The sequence below is a fragment of the Gracilinema caldarium genome, assembly GCF_029265695.1.
In the GTDB taxonomy this organism is placed as follows: Bacteria; Spirochaetota; Spirochaetia; order Treponematales; family Breznakiellaceae; genus Gracilinema; species Gracilinema caldarium_A.
In genome coordinates, this window is the sequence record NZ_JAJUHW010000026.1 from 1 (window position 1) to 21548 (window position 21548).

The 21548-nt window shown below is 50.4% G+C and carries 31 protein-coding genes; 25 read left to right on the plus strand and 6 right to left on the minus strand.

Features of this window, described 5'->3' with window-relative positions:
* A partial coding sequence (locus Q7P68_RS09185; protein WP_304224952.1) for a hypothetical protein occupies positions 1 to 239 on the minus strand: 239 nt, incomplete at its 3' end.
* On the opposite strand from Q7P68_RS09185, the gene Q7P68_RS09190 reads away from it, so the two are divergent.
* Positions 238 to 795: a metallophosphoesterase family protein gene (locus Q7P68_RS09190; RefSeq protein ID WP_304224954.1), complete on the plus strand. Its 558-nt coding sequence runs from the start codon at positions 238 to 240 to the stop codon at positions 793 to 795. The genes Q7P68_RS09185 and Q7P68_RS09190 overlap by 2 nt on opposite strands.
* 40 nt (positions 796 to 835) lie before the next feature.
* A complete protein-coding gene (locus Q7P68_RS09195) occupies positions 836 to 1057 on the plus strand; it encodes a hypothetical protein (protein WP_304224955.1) in 222 nt (73 codons plus the stop codon).
* A gap of 19 nt (positions 1058 to 1076) precedes the next feature.
* Here Q7P68_RS09195 and Q7P68_RS09200 read toward each other — a convergent pair whose 3' ends face one another.
* Positions 1077 to 1769, minus strand: a complete 693-nt coding sequence (locus Q7P68_RS09200) for a hypothetical protein (protein ID WP_304224956.1) — start codon at positions 1767 to 1769, stop codon at positions 1077 to 1079.
* A 155-nt stretch (positions 1770 to 1924) separates the two neighbouring features.
* Here Q7P68_RS09200 and Q7P68_RS09205 point away from each other — a divergent pair, with 155 nt between their 5' ends.
* Complete coding sequence (locus tag Q7P68_RS09205) at positions 1925 to 2551, plus strand: TetR/AcrR family transcriptional regulator (protein WP_304224958.1); 627 nt, start codon at positions 1925 to 1927, stop codon at positions 2549 to 2551.
* A gap of 176 nt (positions 2552 to 2727) precedes the next feature.
* Here Q7P68_RS09205 and Q7P68_RS09210 read toward each other — a convergent pair whose 3' ends face one another.
* The 3 genes from Q7P68_RS09210 to Q7P68_RS09220 are packed head-to-tail and all read right to left on the minus strand — an operon-like array spanning position 2728 to position 4353.
* The gene (locus Q7P68_RS09210; protein WP_304224959.1) at positions 2728 to 3708 is read right to left on the minus strand and encodes a DUF4384 domain-containing protein; all 981 of its coding nucleotides are present in this window, start codon (positions 3706 to 3708) and stop codon (positions 2728 to 2730) included.
* A gap of 13 nt (positions 3709 to 3721) precedes the next feature.
* Positions 3722 to 4111, minus strand: a complete 390-nt coding sequence (locus tag Q7P68_RS09215) for a type II toxin-antitoxin system VapC family toxin (RefSeq protein ID WP_304224960.1) — start codon at positions 4109 to 4111, stop codon at positions 3722 to 3724.
* Entirely contained in the window at positions 4108 to 4353 is a 246-nt protein-coding gene (locus Q7P68_RS09220; protein ID WP_304224961.1) for a hypothetical protein, read from the minus strand. Before Q7P68_RS09220 ends, Q7P68_RS09215 begins: the two co-directional genes overlap by 4 nt.
* Before the next feature lie 131 nt (positions 4354 to 4484).
* On the opposite strand from Q7P68_RS09220, the gene Q7P68_RS09225 reads away from it, so the two are divergent.
* The 18 genes from Q7P68_RS09225 (at position 4485) to Q7P68_RS09310 (ending at position 17988) form a co-directional block, all read left to right on the plus strand.
* Positions 4485 to 5483 carry a tryptophan--tRNA ligase gene (locus Q7P68_RS09225; protein ID WP_304224962.1) on the plus strand — a complete coding sequence of 333 codons (999 nt, stop codon included), beginning with the start codon at positions 4485 to 4487 and terminating at the stop codon, positions 5481 to 5483.
* Complete coding sequence (gene truA / locus Q7P68_RS09230; protein ID WP_304224963.1) at positions 5483 to 6262, plus strand: tRNA pseudouridine(38-40) synthase TruA; 780 nt, start codon at positions 5483 to 5485, stop codon at positions 6260 to 6262. Before Q7P68_RS09225 ends, truA begins: the two co-directional genes overlap by 1 nt.
* A gap of 35 nt (positions 6263 to 6297) precedes the next feature.
* Positions 6298 to 6744 (plus strand): nucleoside-diphosphate kinase, encoded by a 447-nt coding sequence (ndk, locus tag Q7P68_RS09235; RefSeq protein WP_304224964.1) that lies wholly within the window; start codon positions 6298 to 6300, stop codon positions 6742 to 6744.
* Positions 6728 to 8536: a M3 family oligoendopeptidase gene (locus tag Q7P68_RS09240; RefSeq protein ID WP_304224965.1), complete on the plus strand. Its 1809-nt coding sequence runs from the start codon at positions 6728 to 6730 to the stop codon at positions 8534 to 8536. Before ndk ends, Q7P68_RS09240 begins: the two co-directional genes overlap by 17 nt.
* Complete coding sequence (locus tag Q7P68_RS09245; RefSeq protein WP_304224966.1) at positions 8533 to 9603, plus strand: NAD(P)H-dependent glycerol-3-phosphate dehydrogenase; 1071 nt, start codon at positions 8533 to 8535, stop codon at positions 9601 to 9603. The genes Q7P68_RS09240 and Q7P68_RS09245 overlap by 4 nt, the downstream gene beginning before the upstream one ends.
* Positions 9604 to 9607: 4 nt before the next feature.
* Positions 9608 to 10960 (plus strand): signal recognition particle protein, encoded by a 1353-nt coding sequence (gene ffh / locus Q7P68_RS09250; protein ID WP_304224967.1) that lies wholly within the window; start codon positions 9608 to 9610, stop codon positions 10958 to 10960.
* A 148-nt stretch (positions 10961 to 11108) separates the two neighbouring features.
* Positions 11109 to 11384 (plus strand): 30S ribosomal protein S16, encoded by a 276-nt coding sequence (gene rpsP, locus Q7P68_RS09255; RefSeq protein ID WP_304224968.1) that lies wholly within the window; start codon positions 11109 to 11111, stop codon positions 11382 to 11384.
* A 19-nt stretch (positions 11385 to 11403) separates the two neighbouring features.
* Positions 11404 to 11637 (plus strand): KH domain-containing protein, encoded by a 234-nt coding sequence (locus Q7P68_RS09260; protein WP_304224970.1) that lies wholly within the window; start codon positions 11404 to 11406, stop codon positions 11635 to 11637.
* Positions 11638 to 11649: 12 nt separating this feature from the next.
* Complete coding sequence (gene rimM / locus Q7P68_RS09265) at positions 11650 to 12162, plus strand: ribosome maturation factor RimM (protein ID WP_304224972.1); 513 nt, start codon at positions 11650 to 11652, stop codon at positions 12160 to 12162.
* Complete coding sequence (trmD, locus tag Q7P68_RS09270; RefSeq protein WP_304224998.1) at positions 12159 to 12995, plus strand: tRNA (guanosine(37)-N1)-methyltransferase TrmD; 837 nt, start codon at positions 12159 to 12161, stop codon at positions 12993 to 12995. The genes rimM and trmD overlap by 4 nt, the downstream gene beginning before the upstream one ends.
* Positions 12982 to 13371, plus strand: coding sequence for a 50S ribosomal protein L19 (gene rplS, locus Q7P68_RS09275; RefSeq protein WP_304225001.1), 390 nt, complete (start codon positions 12982 to 12984; stop codon positions 13369 to 13371). Before trmD ends, rplS begins: the two co-directional genes overlap by 14 nt.
* A gap of 8 nt (positions 13372 to 13379) precedes the next feature.
* Positions 13380 to 14366, plus strand: coding sequence for a hypothetical protein (locus Q7P68_RS09280; RefSeq protein ID WP_304225003.1), 987 nt, complete (start codon positions 13380 to 13382; stop codon positions 14364 to 14366).
* A 12-nt stretch (positions 14367 to 14378) separates the two neighbouring features.
* Positions 14379 to 14633, plus strand: coding sequence for an EscU/YscU/HrcU family type III secretion system export apparatus switch protein (locus Q7P68_RS09285; RefSeq protein ID WP_304225005.1), 255 nt, complete (start codon positions 14379 to 14381; stop codon positions 14631 to 14633).
* Positions 14630 to 15823 carry an HD-GYP domain-containing protein gene (locus Q7P68_RS09290; protein WP_304225007.1) on the plus strand — a complete coding sequence of 398 codons (1194 nt, stop codon included), beginning with the start codon at positions 14630 to 14632 and terminating at the stop codon, positions 15821 to 15823. The genes Q7P68_RS09285 and Q7P68_RS09290 overlap by 4 nt, the downstream gene beginning before the upstream one ends.
* Entirely contained in the window at positions 15816 to 16172 is a 357-nt protein-coding gene (locus Q7P68_RS09295) for a YraN family protein (protein WP_304225009.1), read from the plus strand. The genes Q7P68_RS09290 and Q7P68_RS09295 overlap by 8 nt, the downstream gene beginning before the upstream one ends.
* The gene (locus Q7P68_RS09300; RefSeq protein WP_304225011.1) at positions 16169 to 16351 is read left to right on the plus strand and encodes a hypothetical protein; all 183 of its coding nucleotides are present in this window, start codon (positions 16169 to 16171) and stop codon (positions 16349 to 16351) included. The genes Q7P68_RS09295 and Q7P68_RS09300 overlap by 4 nt, the downstream gene beginning before the upstream one ends.
* The gene (locus Q7P68_RS09305) at positions 16323 to 16817 is read left to right on the plus strand and encodes a hypothetical protein (protein WP_304225013.1); all 495 of its coding nucleotides are present in this window, start codon (positions 16323 to 16325) and stop codon (positions 16815 to 16817) included. The genes Q7P68_RS09300 and Q7P68_RS09305 overlap by 29 nt, the downstream gene beginning before the upstream one ends.
* A gap of 28 nt (positions 16818 to 16845) precedes the next feature.
* Complete coding sequence (locus Q7P68_RS09310; protein WP_304225014.1) at positions 16846 to 17988, plus strand: GGDEF domain-containing protein; 1143 nt, start codon at positions 16846 to 16848, stop codon at positions 17986 to 17988.
* On the opposite strand, the gene Q7P68_RS09315 is transcribed toward Q7P68_RS09310, so the two are convergent.
* A complete protein-coding gene (locus Q7P68_RS09315) occupies positions 17968 to 19182 on the minus strand; it encodes a SpoIIE family protein phosphatase (RefSeq protein WP_304225016.1) in 1215 nt (404 codons plus the stop codon). The genes Q7P68_RS09310 and Q7P68_RS09315 overlap by 21 nt on opposite strands.
* A gap of 112 nt (positions 19183 to 19294) precedes the next feature.
* On the opposite strand from Q7P68_RS09315, the gene Q7P68_RS09320 reads away from it, so the two are divergent.
* The 4 genes from Q7P68_RS09320 to Q7P68_RS09335 all read left to right on the plus strand — a co-directional run bounded on the left by Q7P68_RS09320 (position 19295) and on the right by Q7P68_RS09335 (position 21542).
* Positions 19295 to 19636, plus strand: coding sequence for an STAS domain-containing protein (locus Q7P68_RS09320; RefSeq protein ID WP_304225018.1), 342 nt, complete (start codon positions 19295 to 19297; stop codon positions 19634 to 19636).
* Positions 19633 to 20178, plus strand: coding sequence for an ATP-binding protein (locus tag Q7P68_RS09325; protein ID WP_304225019.1), 546 nt, complete (start codon positions 19633 to 19635; stop codon positions 20176 to 20178). Before Q7P68_RS09320 ends, Q7P68_RS09325 begins: the two co-directional genes overlap by 4 nt.
* Before the next feature lie 160 nt (positions 20179 to 20338).
* Positions 20339 to 21049, plus strand: a complete 711-nt coding sequence (locus tag Q7P68_RS09330) for a 5'-methylthioadenosine/adenosylhomocysteine nucleosidase (protein ID WP_304225021.1) — start codon at positions 20339 to 20341, stop codon at positions 21047 to 21049.
* Positions 21050 to 21065: 16 nt separating this feature from the next.
* A complete protein-coding gene (locus Q7P68_RS09335) occupies positions 21066 to 21542 on the plus strand; it encodes an S-ribosylhomocysteine lyase (RefSeq protein WP_304225022.1) in 477 nt (158 codons plus the stop codon).
* The last annotated feature ends 6 nt before the right edge of the window (positions 21543 to 21548 follow it).

Genomic DNA, 21548 nt, shown 5'->3' on the forward strand with positions numbered 1-21548 from the left:
ACCTGGAGCTTCTCCATGGCTTTCAGCCGCTGCTTCACCAGCCGTAAGTCTCGTTTCTTCTCCACCACTTTTCGCTGCGGCCGTAATAATCCTTCGGCCCGGAGTATTTTTAGTACCGTCGTTACACTTACCGGTAGCTCTAATTCTTGCTTCAACCGTGTTGCACTCTTTCGTTTGCCTGCCCGCTGTAGCTCCTCTACAATTGCATGAACGGCTTGGGGCCGGTATAATCTGACCATGGCTGAACGTTTTAACTTCCCTACAGCACTGGTGCTTTCCGATACCCACGGGGTTCTGCAGAACCTGGCGGCGGTTCTGGACTGGGCCAAGGGCTGCCGGGGCATTGAACAGCTCTGGTTTTTAGGAGACGGCATCGCGGACCTCCCCCTCGTGGCTGAACGGACCGGTTACCGCCCCGAATGGGCACTGGTGCGGGGAAACGGAGACTTTGATCATCAATATCCACCAACCCGTATAGTAGAATTTTCAGGGAAGCGGTTTTATCTTACCCACGGTCATATTCAGGGAGTTCACGATAGCCTTGACACCCTGCTCCGCCTTAGCACCGCGGATGAGGCGGATGGTATTATATTCGGTCATACCCATAGACCCTATTGGGAAGAGATAGAGGGCCGGCTCGTCCTTAATCCAGGCAGTCTCGGTAAGCCCCGGAATCCCCAGGGGCCAACCTTTGCGACCCTCACCGTCCCCGCGGACCAATGGTTTATCGTCCGGTTCTGGCATCTTGTCCCAGGCACCTTAGGGCGCCTTGCGGTACGGGAACTGGAACTGTAGGATCTGGGCAGATCCATTTTGGTTTCTTTTATGGCTCAGCATGAGCTATGGGTTCACCAATTTTGCGTGGATTTGGCTCCTCTTAGATCGGGATGGGCATGGGGTTGAATGGTCACTGCTTATAAGCGGCATCCGCCCGCCCTTATGGCAGCCCCTCGTTATCAATTCGTTAATCGAAACAAACTTGGGGATGCCCTATATTTATCTTATTCATAAACAGGTTACTAAAACCTGGAAAGAAGACTTAACAAAACAAGGGTAGATGCGGCGAAGCGGCGGCCTTATTTATCGATATACCGCACCGTCATTGATGAAAACAGCCATAGAGCTGTATCAATTCCCGCGAGACTCGGCCGGATTTCGCCATCCGATCCATCAACAGATCCCACACCAATCGGTTCAAACCGAGCCTCTCGGGGTCCAGATCCAATATCGATCTCCGCCCGGTAAACAACCGAAGGTTGACCGTTCACCCCCGCATTCTTCTTTGTGTATGTCCCGTTCCAATCGTAGGATCGGTTTGTCTCCAGCATTACCACATAAGGCCCCGCAGGAATACGGGAAACAATGTTATTGCCATACACCACATCTTTTCCAACCGTGGTCGGAGAAGAAACCGCGTCTACTTTACCGGACTTCCTCGCAGTCCAAACAGGCAAGGCTTCAGGACGCCCCTTTTGGGGTGCAGCTCGATACTTTCCCGTAACCGCAAGTTCGGTAACATAGATGGTATCAAGGTAACGACCGTCAGGGGTTTCAATCCATGCAGCCACCTGAGGCCATACGGTATAGCGGATCCACAGCATGCGCATATCCTTTGCGTAAAAGGGGCCCGGTTCCAGATGCAGTTCTAAACGGGGCCCTGAGACAATTCCCGTTTTTGGAGCAGGCCGATTTTCTGGTTCGCTTGAGCAAGCCACCGCAAACATACTCACCAGAATAAAAAGGACAATTGTGCCCGCATTACTTCTCATATTCCTAACCATTGTGTTTCCTCCGTGCCAAACCTTTTAATGTTGACACTTCCAACATTATACAGTTTAGTGTTGGCAGTGTCAACATCTTATAATACAGCATAGATTCCCTTTGACGAAACAATCAATGAAAGAGTAAAATGAGGAAGCATAGCATGAATAAACAGCAAACAAAAAAAGAAACCTATCATCATGGCCGCCTGCGGGAAGAGCTTATTAGAAGAGGCTTAGATGCTCTGGAACGCGAAGGGGTCGAAGCTCTGAGTCTGCGTGCCCTTGCAGAAGCAGCTGGGGTTTCCAAGACAGCCCCGTACCGGCATTTTAAAAACAAAGACCTTTTCCTGGGAGCCCTCGCCGACGAAGGATACAGGCTCCTGTATGAAGCTTTAGCGGTTTCCCTTGAAACACAAAAAGATAAAACAGTCGATGAAAGTCCACTCAGCCTTATGGGCAGAACATATATGGAATTTGCGGTCGCACGACCTGCTCTTTACAGGTTGATGAACTCTTCTCTGATATGTGTCATGCCTAATGAGTATACAGGATGGGCACGCAAATCCCTCCAGCTGCTTGCGCAAACCCTTGCAGCCGGAAATGGCGCTGCACCACACACACCAGATGCAGGCGAAACGGAATCCATAGATTTGGACATTACCACCGCAGCCTGGGCTTACATACATGGCCTTACCATGATCCGGATTGATAAGCTTTACCCCACAGACCTCCCTGAGCCAGACTGGGACAGATTAATGAAGATAATGCTGAAGATTCCAATTTCATGAAATAATTCCCTTAATTGTTTTTTATCGGGTATAGGTGAATCCTGAAAGAGTCAATACAAAAGAGCCGTTTTGAACGAATGCGCAAAGGAATAAGGCCGCTGAGCCACACCCGGTCACCTGTTGTGCCCCGCCATCCGGAGGGATAGCGCCACAAGCGGGCACAGGCCCTCCGCACCTCATGGAGTAATTATATAATTAGCCAGAGCCTCGGCAAACTGTGCGTTTTTGCTGCTCCTTTTTGTTGCCATCTCTAAGCCCCGGGCAATAGACTCCCGCACATTGGCGCTTGGCTGCTGGAAGTCAGCCTCGAGGTTTATAAATGGTTCAGTGGAAGCAAGGACTTTAATAAACTCAGTGCCATAGGGAGCGCCGAGCTTGAATGCAAAGGGATCATGTGGGCCGGGGATGGTGAGCAGGGTATTGGCTAAAATACGGCCATCTTTACCGCCATACGAATTGGGCCAAATGAGCGTTGCGGCGCCCGATACATCAATATGATACAACCTCACATAGGCGTCCTGGTTTACATATACATAGATTTTTAAGCTATCCCCGTCACGGTACACCCCGCCAGCCCCCCGATCGGTTGCAACAGATACGGTAAGAATTGTACGCTGGCTCGAGGGGTCATTTACATCGGTACTGATAAAGTTAGAAAGGAGCTGGGCCCGGTCCACGGTCTCCTTATCCGGTACAATGGCTATATTTTTTGGGAGATCCTTAAGCAGAAAGCTTACTTCTTCAGAGCCAATGAGATTACCATTTCTTAAACTTGTCAGGTCAAATTGCACCCGGACGCGGTCCTGTTCCTTAAAAAACTTGCCCGAAAGCATGGCATCCACCTGATTGGTGGCAAAAAAATCAGCATATTGGGCCCGGAATGCGGGATCCATGGCAAACACCGCCGCTCGGTTAAAAAGCCGCACTCGTTTGGAGCTCGGCGCTGCCCGGGTTAATTCGTCTTCCAGCCACCGCGAAAAGGGAGTCGCGATTCCAGAATACTCATAGGTAAAGGACCCAAAGGCTACTTGCAGATGATCTTCGTAGTAAGAAGAGGCAAGCATGTCCATCAATGTGGATAAACGAGTGTTCGGGGCTGCCGGCAGTAATACAGTAAGAATGCTCAATAAATTGATGAAAATTAATGTTCTTTTCATAACCGTACCTATTTTAGGTTAATTTTTCTGCTTGAGCTATTTCAAATAATTTTTTGTCGCATGACAATATTTTGGCTACGTTTCTTCTTGCCACGACAAGATAAAACATATCATATGGAGATGAATTGTTCTTAATTCCTTCTAAATATGCCTCGCGCCATAGTTCTTTTGAATCCACGAATATATCCACTAAATTGATACAAAACTCAATCCCAGCAATACACACGTCATCAGTAAATTGTTGGAATTTTTTATATTTCCAAAATACATTAGTAACCTCAGAAACAAATGTATCGGGAGCTAATACTACTGATGAGTTTTTAACTTTTTCTAAAAAAATTTTAGAGTGTTCTCTTTCGAGAGCAATTTCTATGGCTGCGCTCGCATCAAGCACTACTCTCATCGCGAATCCCGATCTTCTCTTACCATTTGTTCTGGGCTCGGTAAATTTTTTGTATCAATACCGAGGCCTTGAAAGGATTCAAGAAGTTTTTTTCTTCTTTCACGATTATTTAATCTATTTTCAATTCCTTCTTTCAAAAGAACAATGGTCTCTTGCGCTAAGCTACGATGTTCTTTTTCAGCGAGAAAACTTAACTGATTGTATAATTCTTGCGGCAAATCTCTTACTTGAAGCGTCGGCATTCACCACCTCGCATGCATTATACATGCATAATAATACCAAAAAGGAGGGTCGTCAATCTAATTTTCCCCATCGCCTTGCCCCGGCTTGGCAAAAATCAGTATAATGCGAACCAATTCCAAGGAGTATACCCATGCGCAAAATATCGCTTACCGGCATTAAGCCAACCGGTTCTTTACATATCGGCAACTATTTTGGGGCCATCAAACCGGCCCTGGAACTGGCTCGGGATTACGAAGCCCGGTATTTTATAGCCGACTACCATGCCCTGAACTCAGTAAAGGACAGCAAGGAGCTCACGACCTATATCAGAGAGGTTGCCGCGGGATGGCTCGCCGCAGGGCTGGATCCAGAAAAGGTGGTCTTTTACCGCCAAAGCTCGGTCCCCGAAACCTTTGAACTCTCTACCATATTGATGGCCTTTACCGCCAAGGGGCTCATGAACCGGGCCCATGCGTACAAGGCAGCAGTCCAGGCGAACAATGAAAAGGGCGAAGACCCCGATGCGGGGATAAACATGGGGCTCTATACCTACCCGGTCCTCATGGCGGCGGATATACTCCTCTTCGACACCGACGTGGTTCCCGTGGGAAAGGACCAGGTCCAGCATGTAGAAATGGCCCAGGACATTGCGGGGGCCATCAATTTTAACTATAAAAAGGACCTGCTCGTTATTCCCCAGGCCTTAATACAGGAATCCGTGGCGGTAATCCCCGGCCTGGACGGCCGTAAAATGAGCAAAAGCTACAATAACTATATTCCCCTCTTTGCGCCTGAAAAACAGCTCCGCAAGCTTATCATGCGGATTGTTACCAATTCACAAACAGTGGAGGAGCCCAAGGATCCCGATACCTGCCAGATTTTTGCCCTCTACAAGCTGTTTGCTAACAAGGAAGAACAGGAAGCCCTGGCTGCCCGGTACCGTGCAGGGGGCATGGGCTGGGGCGAGGCAAAGGAAGCCCTGTTCCAGGTGGTGAACCGGGAACTTACCCCCATGCGGGAACGCTTTGAGGCCCTCATTGCAGACCCTGCGGGCCTGGATAAGACCCTAAAAGAGGGGGCAGAAAAGGCCCGCAGCATTGCGAGCCGCACCATCGCTCGGCTTCGCAAGGCTATCGGAATCGACTATTGATGAACCTCCGGTCCATCAAATTAGTGGTAGCCTACGATGGGAGCCGCTTTAAGGGCTGGCAAAAGGGTAACGGCAGAACCGTCCAGGCGGTACTGGAAGCGGCCCTCCTTGCGGCCCTGCCCCGCGCTTCGGGGGGCGCGGTAGCGCCGGGGAGCTACACTGCGGAGGCACTGCACCTTGTGGGGGCAGGCCGCACCGACGCGGGGGTCCACGCAGCGGGCCAGGTGGCAAGTGCGGTGGTTCCCGTCAAAGCAGACCTGGAAAAACTCTTCCGGACGGTCAACGAGGAGCTGCCCGCCGACGTAGCGGTGCGCTTCATCGAGCCCGCCCCGGAGCGCTTCCACGCCCGGTACCACGCAAAAACACGGACCTACCGCTACAGTATTATAACGGGGCCCGCTGGAGACCCCTTTCGGGCAGCCTACTCCTGGCATATCCGGGACCAGTTAGACATTGCAGCCATGGAGGCCGCAGCGAAAGTTCTTGAAGGCACCCATGACTTTACCAGCCTTACGGCGGATAAATCCAAAACAAACCGGGTCAGGACTATTCACCGCATCGGCATTAAACAAAAGGGCCCTCAGCTCGACATTTTTTTTACCGCCGACAGCTTTCTTTGGAACCAGGTCCGCATTATGACCATGGTTCTAGTCCAGGCAGGCCTTGGCAAGCTGCAGCCACAGGACATTTCTGCCCTGCTACACGCCCAGGACCGTTCACGGGCTCCCGAACCGGCCCCGGCACGGGGTCTCTGCCTTATGTCCGTATCATACGAATAGTAGCCGAGCCAGCCCATAGTTGATATAGTACCCCTATGAAAGAACGCACCTTTGCCATGCTGAAACCCGGCGTTTTACAGCGCCGCATTGTTGGAGAAGTGCTTTCCCGTTTTGAACGGAAGGGCCTTAAAATCGTTGGATTAAAATTGATGCAAATGGACCGCTCCCTTGTGGAAGCCCATTACCGTGAACATGTGGGCAAGGATTTTTACGATAAACTGGTGGCCTACACCCTTTCCGGACCTGTGGTCGCCATGGTTTTGGAGGGTGACGGGGTTATCGCCACAGTGCGCCGCCTCGTGGGTCCCACAGACGTTACTAATGCCCCGCCCGGTACCATCCGCGGCGACTTTGCCTATCAAACAAGGCTGAACATTGTACACGCCTCCGATTCCCCTGCCAGCGCAGAGCGGGAAATAGGCCTATTTTTTAAGGAATCGGAAATCATCGATTGGGAGGACGGCAATGAACGCTGGTTCTAAACTTCCCCGCTGGAACCTATCCAGTATCTATAGTTCCTTTGATGCCCCTGAATATCTGCGGGACAAGGACCTTTTGGCCGAACAGGCCCAAAAACTCCTGGACCTGCTCCAGCAGCCCTGGCCCGAAGATAAGGACCAGTCTGCACGTCTGGTGCTGACCTGGATTCACAGCTACGAAGATGCCTCTGACCTGGCCGAAAACCTCGAAGCCTACGCTTCGGCTATCTATACCACGGACACCCGTAATTCCCGTGCATTAAACGAAATTAACAGCCTGGAAACCCTCGCCCTCCCCCTGGGGAAAGCCGCAGTTATCTTAAGGACCCGGCTCGCCGAGCGGGCGGACCTGGTACTGAACCTGGCGGAAACAAACGAACAGCTTAAAGCATACAAGTTTTTCCTCTCCGATGCGCTCACCCGAGCCAAATACCAGATGGCCCCGGAACTGGAAGACCTGGCAAATGACCTGAACCGGAGCGGCGGCGACGCCTGGAGTCGGCTCCAGGAGGCAATTTCATCAACCGTAAGCGCCCTCTGGGACCCCGCCACAGGCGAAAAAAAGACCGTTATCGCCCTGCGAGACCTGGCCCACAATCGAGACCGGACAATCCGGGAACGGGCCTATAAGGCAGAACTCACCGCCTGGGACTCCATGAAAATCCCCTTGGCTGCCTCATTGAACGGCGTTAAAGGCTTTGCCATTACGGTCGATAAGCGCCGGGGCTGGCAGTCCGCCCTGGATAAGGCGGCCTATCAATCCCGGATCAGTCGGAAAACCCTGGACGCCCTCATTTCCGTCATGGAAGGCTCCCTCCCCCTGTTCCGCCGGTACCTCAAAGCCAAAGCCCGGATCCTCGGCGTAGACCGATGCGCCTTTTACGACCTCTTTGCCCCCGTCGGCACAGCGAGCCGCACCTGGACCTGGGAAGAAAGCCGGGACTTTATCATCGATAAATTCAGTGCCTTTGATCCCGGCATGGGGAACTTTGCCCGCCACGCCTTTACCTTTTCCTGGATCGATGCGGAAGGCCGGGAAGGCAAGATTGGCGGCGCCTACTGCACCGACTTTCCGCTGGCCAAGGAGTCCCGCATTCTCTGCAACTTCGAAGGCTCCTTTGACTCGGTCACCACCGTGGCCCATGAACTGGGTCATGCCTGGCACCACGAGGTCCTAAAGGACCTGCCGGGAACCCTGGCGGCCTATCCCATGACTCTGGCAGAAACAGCAAGCACCTTTGCGGAAACCATCATTCTGGAAGAGGCCCTTAAAACGGCGAGCAGAGAGGAACGGCTCAGTTTAATTGAGGGAAACCTTAAAGATGCCTGCCAAATTATCGTTGACATTTTATCCCGCTTCTATTTTGAACGGGCAGTCTTTGAAAAACGCGAACAGGGTGAGCTTTCGCCGGAAGAATTCTGCAGCTTGATGAAAGAAGCCCAGCTTGCCACCTATGGCGATGGTTTGGATCCGGAACTGCTGCATCCCTATATGTGGGCCGTAAAAAGCCATTACTACAGTCCGGCCCTCGCCTTTTATAACTTCCCCTATGCATTCGGCCAGCTCTTCGCCTACGGCCTATACGCTCAGGCCCGTGAAAAGGGGCCGGCCTTTGCAGAAACCTACAAGGAAATCCTCAGGCTCACTGGCCGAGCCAGTGCGGAGGATGTGGGCAAAGCGGCGGGCTTTGATCTGGAAGGCCCCAGCTTCTGGCAGAATGGCATCAACCTGATACAGGAGCGGGTTATTGAACTAGAATCACTCTTGAACACTCTGGAGGAAGAGAAAAAATGAGTGCAAAGGTAGGAGTACTGGGCGCGGGAGCCTGGGGAACCGCGGTCGCAAAAGTTATAGCGGAAAAGGGTATCGATGTTGATATCTGGAGCCACGAAGCCTCTACGGCGGAGGATATTAACCTCCGGCACGAAAATTACCGGTATTTACCGGATGTAAAACTACCAGAAAACCTTAAGGCCTATACCGATCCGGCGGCCACTGCGGACGGTAAGGAATTTCTTATCCTGGCAAGCCCCTCCCTGTACTTGCTGGATTCGGTCAAAAAAATACTTTCCGTTCCTTCCATCCGGGAAGGGGAGACCGCTATTGGGGTCATTACCAAAGGTTTCATTCCTACCGCCAAGGGCCCCCGGCTCATCCTGGAAACCCTGGAAGATTACCTTCCGGGTTTTTACCGCCAGTCCCTGGTGTATATCGCGGGCCCGAGCCATGCGGAAGAAGTTTCCCGGGGCAAAATAACGGGCCTTATCGCCGCGAGCGAAAACGCAAAACAGTCCATCCGATTCCGGGACCTTCTTAAAACCAACAGGCTCCTTGTATTCTCTTCTTTTGATGTACGGGGGGTCCAGGTTGCGGCGGCCTCCAAAAACGTTATAGCCATCGCCTTCGGTATGCTGGATGCCCTTAAAACCACTGCGGCTGAACGGGGCCTGGAAGACATTTTTGGCGACGGCACCGAATCGCTCCTCCTTGCGGCGGGACTCAATGAAATCCAAACCCTGGGCCGGGCCCTGGGAGCCACCCACCCGGAAACCTTTACCTCCATATCCGGGGTGGGCGACCTGGACGTAACCTGCCGGTCTATATTCGGCCGGAACCGCCGCTTTGGCCGGGAAATTATCGAAAAGGATATTTTAAAGCCCTTTGCGAACCTGGAAGACCTTATCACCCGGATCGGAGAAGTGGGGTACCTGCCTGAAGGTGTCGTGGCGGCCAAATATGTTAAAATGCTTGCGGAACAGCACAACCTTAAAATGCCGATTTCTCTCGGTTTGTACCGTATTTTAAACCGGGAACTGACACCGATCGAATTTCTGCACGGCTTTATCAAAGACTTAGGATAGGATTATGCTCGAAAAACTGACCGGAAAAATCCAGGATGCCCTGCGGACCATTAGCGGCAAGGCAACCATAACAGAAAAAAATATCGAAGACGCCGTGGAAGCCATCAAAATGGCCCTCCTTGAAGCGGATGTAAACCTTAGGGTCGTGCGGCGCTTTGTAAATGCCACCATAGAGGAAGCCAAGGGTGAACGGGTGCTCCGTTCGGTAGACCCAGGACAACAGTTTGTAAAAATCGTCCACGACAAGCTCGTGGCCTTCCTTGGGGATACCAAACAAGATCTGGTCCTGAAAGGCCCTGACACCCAGTCGATTATTCTTATGCTGGGCCTCCAGGGTTCGGGAAAAACCACAAGCTCCGCCAAGCTCGCTCTGCGGCTTAAAAAAGAGGGCCGCAAGGTACTTCTCGTGGCCTGCGACCTGGTCCGGCCCGCGGCCATGGAACAGCTTTCGGTCCTTGGGTCCCAGATCGGGGTGCCGGTCTACAAAGAAGAAGGAGCTAAGGACCCTGTTAAGGTGTATAAGGCTGCCCTGGACACAGCCCGGAAAAACCTTTACGACACCCTTATCGTGGACACCACGGGCCGGCTACAAATAGACCAGGAAATGATGGCCGAATTGGTCCGTCTGCGGGATGCCGCTAAGCCCGACGAACTGCTCCTCGTGGCCGATGCCATGACCGGCCAGTCAGCGGTGGATATCGCTAAGGCCTTTGATGAACAAATAGGCCTGAGCGGTGTTATCCTGACCAAATTCGACTCCGACACCCGGGGCGGTGCGGCCCTCTCCCTCAAAACCGTGACGGGCAAACCCCTCAAATTTGTCGGTGTCGGCGAAAAACCTGAGGACTTTGAACCCTTCTACCCTGACCGTATCGCAAGCCGTATTCTTGGCATGGGCGACATTGTGAGCCTTGTGGAAAAGGCCCAGCAGGTGGTGAACCAGGAAGAAGCCGCAGCTCTGCAGAAAAAGATGCTCTCCGAGGATTTCACTCTCCAGGACTGGCTCGATCAAATCCGGTCTGTTAAGAAAATGGGCTCCCTCCAGTCTATGCTGGAAATGCTGCCCGGCATGGCAGGCCAAATTTCCGAAGAGGACCTTAACAAGGCGGACCTGAAAACCCAGGAAGCCATTATCTGTTCCATGACCAAAAAGGAACGGCAGAATTATCTTATAATTGGCCCATCCCGCAGGGCCCGCATCGCCCGGGGTTCCGGGACATCCGTAGCCGAGGTTGCTCGGCTCATCAAAAAATTCGAAAAAATGCGAACCATGATGAAAAAGGTTGCAAAACTGGGTAAAAATCCCCAGGCAGCCCAGGCAATGATGAGCCGCATGGGCGGTATGGGCGGCCGTTGACTAAAGCCCGATTTTCGGATACATATAAGGCTTACGCGCCCAACCTAGCGCAACTGCGCAGCGCAATCGCGCAGCATAACCGCGCTGGCAGGTTTTGATAGCCCGCAGCCCTGCCAACGCATAAGTACTAAAGACGGGCCTTCCCCAGATGGGGAAGAGATTGAGGAGGATACCTTTGAGTGCACGCATTCGACTTAAGAAGTTCGGAACCAAAAAACGGCCCTATTACCGGATTGTCATTATGGATTCCCGAGCGCCCCGGGATGGCAAAACCATCGACGAAGTAGGAATCTATCACCCCATTGCAGCTGAGGGTTCCCAGGTTTCTTTTGACGCAGAAAAAGTAAAATCCTGGCTCAGCAAGGGTGCGACTCCCACCGATACGGTCCGCAAGATCCTGAACAACAGCAATTTCACCTTCTAAGTTATAGCAAGGAGCCTCTATGGAAAAGGATCTTGTTGAATATATCGCCAAAAGTCTTGTTGATGATCCTTCCGCAGTGCAGGTAAATGTCATTGAAGGCGAAAAGAGTACCATCCTGGAACTCCGAGTAGCACCGGACGATATCGGTAAGGTTATCGGTAAACAGGGCCGTATCGCCAAAGCAATACGGACCATCCTGCAGGCAGCCACGGTTACAACCGGAAAACGGACGGTTCTGGAAATTCTCGACTAACGGACTACAGGTGTGACCGAACGTTTCATTACCGGCATCATAGGACAGCCCTTTGGGGTCAAAGGGTATGTCAAAGTGAGGCTGCCTTCTGGTGACTGCAGCCATTTTGAACAGCTTGATCAGGTAACGGTACGGTTCGGCTCTCAGGAAAAGACGCTCATAATAGAAAATATCGGCAATGGGCCGACTTCGTTTATCGTCAAATTTAAAGGCTATGACAGTCCGGAATCGGCAAAGGCTTTGCAGGGCGGCGAAATCTTGGTAGACCGGACGAAAGCAGCCCCGCTGGACGAAGACGAATACTATATAGAAGACCTTCGGGGCCTGGCCGTTCATCTGGGACTTGCGTCCGGCCCCAAGGTCGGTACGGTAACTGACGTGGTGGAAGGCGGCGGTGGACAGCTTATGGAAATTGAAACCGCCAACAACGAACGCCGGCTTGTCCCGTTTAGAAACGAATTTATCGGAGATATAGATATCAGAGGTGGAACCGTGGTGCTCAAAGAAGGGTGGATTCTGGAGTGAACTACACCGTTCTTACCCTCTTTCCGGAAATTGTGGATGCCTTTTTTGCGACTTCTATAATGGCCAAGGCGATCCACCGGGGAGTTATTGGGTACCGTTCCATAAACATTCGGGACTTTGCAACCGACAAGCACCATAAATGCGATGATGCACCCTACGGCGGCGGCGCGGGGATGCTCATGCTACCGGAGCCCTTAGGAAGGGCACTGGAATATGCGGGGGCGCAAAAAAAACTGATGCAAGCAGAAGCACAGGAAGCCCCCAATCGACACAACAAGAGAGCCCGGGTGGTGTATCTATCCCCTTCGGGCCGTCTCTTTGACCAGGATCTGGCCAGGGAACTCGCCACGGAGCAGGAACTCATCCTGCTGTGCGGCCGCTACGAAGGAATCGATCAGCGGATTATCGATTCCTATGTGGATGATGAAATCTCCATTGGAGATTATGTCCTCTCTTCGGGCGAAGTTGGAGCCCTGGTACTTATTGATGCAACCTACCGGCTGGTAGAAGGGGTCATTTCAGCGGAATCCTTGGAAGAAGAAAGTTTTTCCGATGGACTTCTCGAATATCCCCAGTATACAAGACCGGAGATTTATGATATGCTACGGGTCCCGGAGGTGTTGCTTTCCGGACATCACGAGCAGATTCGGCGATGGCGCCTGCGGAAACGGGTTGAAAAAACCCTTCTGGTTCGACCAGACTTGATAGCAAAGGGGCTGGCGGCAGGCCGGTTTTCTGCTGAAACACGAAAACTTATTCAAGAACTGCAGATACAGTCCAGTGGCGGGCAAGGTGCTGCAGAGTTCGAAGGGGATACGGATGAACGAAATTAAGGCTATCGAAGCGGCTCAGATGAAAAGCGAGCTGGATTCATTCAAAGTGGGTGATACAGTAAAGGTCCACTTTAAGATTGTGGAAGGGAAAACCGAACGGATCCAGGCCTACGAAGGGCTTGTAATCTGTATGAAAAACTCAAAGATCGGTAAAACCTTCACGGTACGCAAAAACTCCTACGGTGTTGGCGTAGAACGGGTATTCCCCATGCATTCGCCCCGGGTTGTAAAGGTCGAAGTTATGCGGCCCGGTAAGGTTCGGCGGGCTAAACTGTATTACATTCGTGACAAGATTGGAAAGGCTGCCAAGATTAAGGAGCTTATTTCCAAGAAGCCCCACGAAGCTGCTGCAAGTCAGGAAAGCGCCCAGGCCTAACAGGGGCTATGAAAAGCGAAAAATCTGACGGCAATAAGCCTGCATATCCGCGCTTATTGCCATCAGATTCGATACAAAAAAAAGACAACCCTCGTAAAGAATATCATTCTCGTCCTGTACAAGAACAGATCTTCTCTGGATATCCACAAAAGGCTTCTCTTTCTTCTGATGTAATTGCCAAAAGGCTATCCCTTTCTCCTACACCGCTAATTCGGTCCGCAATTAGTTTTGCCCTTCATTTCGGGATCCCGCTTAAAAAGGAAGCTATAGAGGGGCTTATAGCTCAAACAAGCCTGCTTGCAGAGGATCTCAAAGAAGCGGGACTTGTGGCATCTTTAATCGCCCGTACCAAGGGGTTAGGTCTTTCTAAACCCGCTCTTGAAGAACTAGCTGCCCTGCTTTCCGCCTACTCCGAAAGGGCTCAGCACACGAAGGTTCACCAAAAGGGAGAAAAAGCACCGCTAAAAAGTTCGGTTCATGAAAATGGTTCAGCCAATCCAGATGAAGAGCCCGATAAAGAAGCCGCAGACAGGGAAGCCGCAGAAACACCCACCGATCCGGCCTTGGCTGCCCACTATTGCAGCGACGGCGCCAAGCAGCATGCACTCATCAATCTATTGAACCGGTTCCCGCATCATCATAAACAGCGGCTTTTGATTTTACCATTTCAATTTTCAGAGAAAACCTACACGCTCAAAGGAACGCTCCGCCTTCTCTGCACCGATAATCCGCAGGGTATACTGGAAGTCCAAAGTCTTGTTCTGGACGCGGCAACCGAAAAGCGCCGCTGGTATGTACAAGCTGCTGGCAATAATGGGAAAAAACCCAATGTTACCATGTGGATATTTCCCCCGCCGGCAAGCAGCATGGCTAAGGAATCTATTATAAAATCCCTGTCCACAATTTCCGATACTGTACAGGTAAGGTTCGACAAGCCCGAATCATTTCAGGAATTCAAAGAACAAAACTATACAAGCTTTGAATTTCACATATAGAGTGCTATACTTATGAAGATAAAGCGAGCCAGCGCCCTTAAATACACAATGGGAGATTACGCACCTCAGGTGGTTGCCTCAGGGACCGGCAAAGCGGCAGAACACATTATAGAACTTGCTGAAAAATCAGGAATTACTATAATTGAAGATGCAAACCTTGCAACCGTACTTACGGAAGAACTTTCTGTTGGCGATTATGTTCCTCCCTGGTGTTGGGAGCTTGTAGCAAAAGTATTTTCGATTATTAAAAACGAGGAAACATTGTGAGAAAGATACCAGTCAATGCATTGCGGGAAGGGCAGATTTTTACAGAACCGGTATACATCCAGGATAACAATCTCTTTGTCCCCGCGGGGATTCCGGTGAAAAAAAAGGACATTGACCGTCTTATAAAATGGGGCATAGACAACGTTTTAACCAACGGGACTGTTGTGTCCGATACCGCCGATTCAGGGAAAGCAGCCGCAGAAAGCAAAAGCAGCCCTTCCATAGGCGACAAAAAACAAGAGGCCCCGGTCAGTCTACTCTCCCTGCCATCGGTCATGGATAACGCTCCTAGTTATCGAACCTATACAGATCTCATTGCAAAACTCGGATCTCTTTTCCAAAATATAGCCGAAGGTTTATCGGTAGAAAGCCGCAGCATCGACGGTATCGCAGGAAGGCTTCTGCAGGCTGTCCGGGAACACCGGGACCAAATAGTCGGCTATATATTAGGCGGCGAGGTTACCAGCAATCTTCTTGCCAAAAGTTCAGTAAATACGGCTATTCTTTCCACCCTTATTGCCATGGAACTGCGGATTCCGAACCACAAAATACTGCAGATTACCACCGGTGCCTTGCTCCATGACATCGGAATGCTGAAACTACCCAAGGATATTGTGGAAAAAAAAGGCGGTCTTTCTGAAACAGAACTGTCCCGCATCCAGGCCCACCCCTTATATGCCTATAAAATGATCTGCAAGGAACTCCTGTACCCCGAAGATGTAGGGGTCATTGCCCTGCAGCACCACGAGCGGTGGGACGGGGAAGGCTATCCCCGGCGCCTTGCAGGTGAAGCCATAGCTCTCGGAGCCCGGATTGTCAGTGTGGCCGACGCATTCGAAGCCATGGTATGCGAAAAACCCTATCGGAACTCCATGATTGGCTACCAGGCTATGAAAAATCTTCTTTCTGACAATGCCCGGCGTTTCGATCCGGAGGTGCTCAAGGCCTTCATTAAGACCATGGGTATTTATCCTATTGGATCCATCGTGCTTCTTAATACCGGAGCCATAGCCAGGGTTATCGAAGGTCACAGTGATGCCCCCTTACGGCCCAAGATACGCATTCTCGTAGACGAGTTTGGCAATGCCTTTAACAACGACGACGGGGAAATCATCAATCTGCTGCAAGAAAAGAGCATGTTTATTGCCCGGGCGATTGACCCCAAGGAACTCACTAAGGGCCGTGAATAGACGAAATAAAGGGTTCGATGGCGAAGAACGCGCTGCAGCCTACCTAGAATCCCAGGGCTTTAGGATAATAGCCCGCAATTTCCGTTTTACAGGGGGCGAAATTGATATTATCGCCCAGCACGATGATACCCTTGTATTCATCGAAGTAAAAGCCTGGACATCCTTTGGTATAGAAAATTTGGAATACGCTCTTAACAACCAAAAACAAGCCAGAATCATTAAAACGGCTAAGTTTTTTCTTGCAACCCATCGAGAATATAACAGTATGGCTTTGAGATTTGATGTACTATTTATCGGAAAAGAAAGCATTCACCATCTTGCCTCAGCCTTTATGGAGCGTGTATTATGATGGTTCAAACAGAGAACCACCAGAACAACCACAAACTGGAAGAACTAAAACGGCTTATCAATGACGATCTGTATCTGGCAGGGGCGATACAGAGAATTGCCCAGGTTCTCAGTGAAGAGTTGTTGGAAGGACCAAAATCAGGAGCTATACATGGCAGAAAACGGCAGAGATGGATATAACCGCCGGCGAAATAAATATAAAGATCGGGACCGGCAGCAAAACAAAGATAAAGCACCGCAAAAGGCAGCACAGAAACCTGTAGATAAACCCCGGTTTGATAAACAAAAGGGAACGCTCATCGACCGGCCCCAATGGGTGCCGCCCAAACTTGGCCAAAATCAGCTTCCCCGGTCCGAATGCCCCTATTGCGGGAAACCCCTTAATGACCTGTCGAGTGCGTTAACAGATCCGGTTTCACTTGCCCCGGTGCATTTCGATTGCGCCCTGAGACGAATCAGCGACCGGGAAAATCTGCAGGAAGGTGAGAGTCTCACCTACATCGGCGGCGGCCGTTTCGGGATCATTCAGTTCCCCAATCCGCAGGACACAACCCATTTTGTTATAAAACGGGTGATTCAGTGGGAAGATAAAGAAAAAAGAGCCCCCTGGCGCAGGACTGTGGCTGATAATTTTTCGCAGACCTAAAGGGGTTTACCCTGCAAGGAAGGCCGTTATGCAGGATACAGATGAATTCCTGAGCAACCCCAAGGTATTAAGCCAGTACAATCTCCTCCAGGAGCTCGGGGTTTTCCAGTACATCGACACCCTGAAAACACAGATCCGAAACGGCGAAGCCCTCATCAGTTCGGCAAAAAAAATACTGCATTGTACATCTATCGATGATATTTTAGAGAGTACAGTAAAAGAGATTTCAGACCGCTTTCTCCCCTCTTTTCTTATTTTCCTTTGGAAGCCGTCGAGTACCCATAAGGATGTAGTAGTCCGGGGGTATAAAAATTTTAAGAATTTTGATCTTAATTTAAAAATTGAAGATTTATGCCCCTTCGAGGCCTTTTTTAAACAATATTCCCAGCCTATCAGCTTTGATTTGCTTGAATACCAGCTCAACAATCCGCAGCTAACCGATGACATGAAAGAATACAGCCCCGAGGTGGTAATTCCAATACTTGGGCCTTCGGGACTCTACGGAATGATCCTCGTGGGTTCCAAGCTGCTGGAAGAACAATATTCGCTGCAGGAACTGTCCTTCCTTGATAAACTCATGTCATTTACCAGCCTGGCTATTCAGAATTTTATCCACTATCAATATTCGGTACGGGACGGAAAAACAAGCCTCTTTAATCATGGTTTTTTTATGATTCGGCTCAGGGAAGAAATAGCCCGTTCTTACCGTATCAATCAGCAATTTGCGCTTATCATTATCGATGTGGATAAATTTAAAGCATTTAACGATACCTACGGGCATCTTGCAGGAGACGCGGTGCTGGAAGAACTGGCCCGGACAATCCAGAAAAACCTGCGGAGCCAGGATATTCCTTCCCGTTTCGGCGGGGAAGAATTTACCGTATTATTACCCGAAACAAACCGAGCCTCAGCCTGGGTGGTAGCTGAACGGCTAAGGAATGCGGCTCAAGCAATGCATGTTCATTGGGATCAGCCGCTGCCACAGGTAACCATTAGTCTCGGAGTTGCACTGTTTGACGGGACAGAACAACTCGAACCGGAAGAACTGGTAAAACGGGCCGATGAAGCACTGTACCAGTCAAAAGCACGGGGACGCAACCGCACAACCGTATGGGGAGCAGGACTCCTCTATAAGACCCAGCAGCTTAAATCAAATCTCAAAATTAAATAATAAAAACGACATATCGTCCTGTTGTGGCACCCCTTCTCTAAACAGATCGATCTGCTCAGCTAAACGCTCAGTAAGCAGTTGGCCATCTCCCGACAAGGATAGCAGCAGTTTCTTAAGCCGTTCTTCTCCGAATTCTTCCCCCACCCCATTAATCTGCTCAGTAATACCGTCGGTATACACAAAAAGCCGGTCTCCCTGCTGCAGCTGAAGTCCCATAAGAGAGGGCGACACATCTCCTTCTATTCCGATAGGTATATTGAGCAAACGGCCCTTAATAGGCCGTATATGCCTATTCCGGATTAAATACACATGGGAATGCCCCATATCGGCGCACAGCAATTTTGAATGCTCTGGATCAAAGATCATAAAAAAGCCGGTGAGGTATTTTTCCATATGGAAGGTCGATACAATAGCTTTATTAATGGTCACAATAAGGTCCCTCAGGCCCCGCCTAAAATCATAGGTCCGCAGCATACCCCAAAGCATAGAAACAATGAGGGATGCAGAAACGCCCTTTCCCGAAACATCACAGAGGGTAGCAAAGAGCATTCCATTTTGAATTTCCTGCATAAAATAAAAATCCCCGCCCACCCCTTTTGCGGATCGGGACCAGCCAACAACAGAATAACGGCTTCCCTCAATCTTTGTGGTGGACAAAAGCCGTTCCTGTATCCTGCCGGCCAGCTCTATATCATTTCTGGTAATGGTAGCAAGATATTCGTTCAAATCATACAGGGAAAATATCCCCTGAAAAATACCGTTTTCATCAACAAGGGGATAATATTTATTGGGTTTTCCTATCTCTCCCGTATCGCTTGTAACTTTAGAATTCTCTTCGTCCTTTCGGTGAATCTGCTGGGCTACGGTTAAAGAATTTTGCCGTCCGTCAAAGGGTGAGACATGGGTAAGCAATTCTTTTATTAGACTCCGCTGCAGAACTTCCCGGCCGAAGGGCTTACCAACCAAAGAAAATAGGGCCTCCCGTTCAACAATTCCAAGGTACCGTCCTGCCCTGTCTACCACCGCGAAGACCGCAATCTCTGGGTGTAGCTGCAATTCATCAGTCAGATCAAGGACCTTGACCGATGCCGGCGCATACCACAGATATTTTGCAATATTTAAAATTGAGTTGGAGTAGCGTCTCTGTGGATTGGTTTGGGAAAGAATTGTTTCCCTAGCTTCTAAAGTTTTCATAGCATAACCAGATTCGCATATCATTGTTAAAAGAATATTAGACTTATCTTTTTTTACGGTTTTCTCACATTTCTTTGATAGTTTTTTGACAGTAGTACTTTTAATTACAGCCATGGAAACTATGGATATGATAGACAAGAACCATGGCTGGTATTCACTGGCGATCAGCGGAGACGTGGATCTCTATTCCGCGGCGGATTTACTTAAAAAGACTCAGGAAATTCTGCAGCAGAATATTTCGCACCTGCATATTGACTGCTCCCGAGTCAATTACCTCGATAGTTCTGGAGTGGGCACCATTATTCGAACCATGCAGGCCGCTAAAACAAAGGGCATTAAAATAACCTTTTCGGGTATCCAGGGAACTCCGCGAAGGGTCCTTTCCATGGCAAACATTCTGCCCATCATCACGGAAGCGGCCCCGCCGCATCAGAAACAGGAGACCCGTTCATGAAACAGCTTATAGTACGGAAGCTCATTGTTGATGAACATAACGAGCTCTTCGATGCCCAGGGCATGCGGTATATTGAATTCCCCAGTGACTACCAACGGATCCGGGAATATACTGCTCTCGTTCTTAAAGACTGTCCCGAAGAATTCATGGAAGGGAACCTCTTGGAACAGCAGCTTTCTGAAATTATTAAAAACGGAATAAAACACGGGAACAAAAAGGATCCAACAAAAAAGCTCAAGGTGTGGTACGACCTTCGCAAACGGGTCCGCTTCATTGTAGAAGATGAAGGCGAAGGATTTACTAACCTTGAAGAGTGGAACGAATATTACCGTAAACGGCAGGAAGCCCTGTACCGCGAAGACTTCGATACCTTTCTCAGTATGGCAAGCTACCGCGGTCCCCACAGTGAGGCGGATGACGGCGGTAACAGCCTTATTGCAGCCCTGGAATATTGGAACGGCGGCATGATATACAATACAAAGAAAAATAAAGTCGGCGTCGTTCGCTGGTTCACTAACGGATCAGGCATCACCCATCAATAAAGCCCCCGGTTCAGAGGGGGCCTCACTTCATCACGCGGTGGCATTTCTCAGATAAATCACCTCATCAGGGGCTCCCCCTCGCCACACGGCCATTCGTAACGCAACCCCTCGCCAGGGAGCCTGTTTTTTTGCTACAATGACAGCCAGAAAGGAGCCCAGCGTGATAGGAATTATAGGAGCAATGGAAGCGGAGGTAGAGCTTCTGCGTTCTGCCATGAAGGACCTCAGAGAGACACGTATCGGGTCTTTTACATTTTATACAGGCCGCATACAGGATAAAGAAACGGTCCTGCTCCAATGCGGTATCGGTAAGGTACAGGCCGCCGTCGGCTGCGCCCTCTTGCTGCAGCATTTTAAGCCCCAATGTATTATCAACACGGGGTCCGCAGGGGGTATCGCAGCGGGCCTGCACTTCGGCGATGTGGTCATTTCAGAGGGGCTCCTCTATCACGACGTGGATGTGACCGCCTTCGGCTATCTCCCGGGGCAGCTCCCCGGACACCCCCAAATTTTCGCAGCCGACGGCGGCCTGCAAAGCAAGGCAGAACAGGCGTTACAAACCCTTAAAGAACGGGGCCGCCTGCCCGATAGCCTCAGTTACCAAAAGGGAATCATCGCATCAGGAGACATCTTTATGCATGAGCCAGAAAAGATTATACAGCTCCGGAAAACCTTCCCCCAGGTAAAGGCCGTCGAAATGGAAGGAGCAGCCATAGCCCACTGCTGCACCCTTTTTTCTACACCCTTTTTGGTACTCAGGGCCCTCTCGGACATCGCCGGGGAAGAATCACCACTTAAGTTTGATGAATTTCTTCCCATAGCTTCCCGCCATTCAAGCGAAATCGTCATGGAGCTCATGCTTCAGCTTTAGCATAAGGAGACCCGCAATGGAAAAAATTGCCAGTTTTACCGTGGACCACACTAAAATGAAGCGGGGCGTCTTTGTGTCCCGCAAAGACCGTTTTGGCGACACGATTATCACCACCATCGACATCCGCATGAAAGAACCCAACCGGGAGCCCGTACTCGACGTACCCGCATCTCACACCATTGAGCACCTGGGGGCAACCTTCCTCCGGTCCCATCCCCAGTGGGGAAACCGGGTCGTCTACTTCGGCCCCATGGGCTGCAGAACCGGTTTTTATGCCCTCTTCGAAGGAAACCTATCGTCTTTAGATATACTGAGCCTTATCACCGAAATGTACGAGTGGATTGCTTCTTATATTGATGAAATTCCGGGTGCTCAGGCGGCGGAATGCGGGAACTGGCGGGATCATAACCTGGATATGGCACGGTATGAGGCGCTCCGCTTTCTGGATGTGCTCAAAAAGCCCCTCACGGAGAACCTGGAGTACCCGTCATAAAACGCT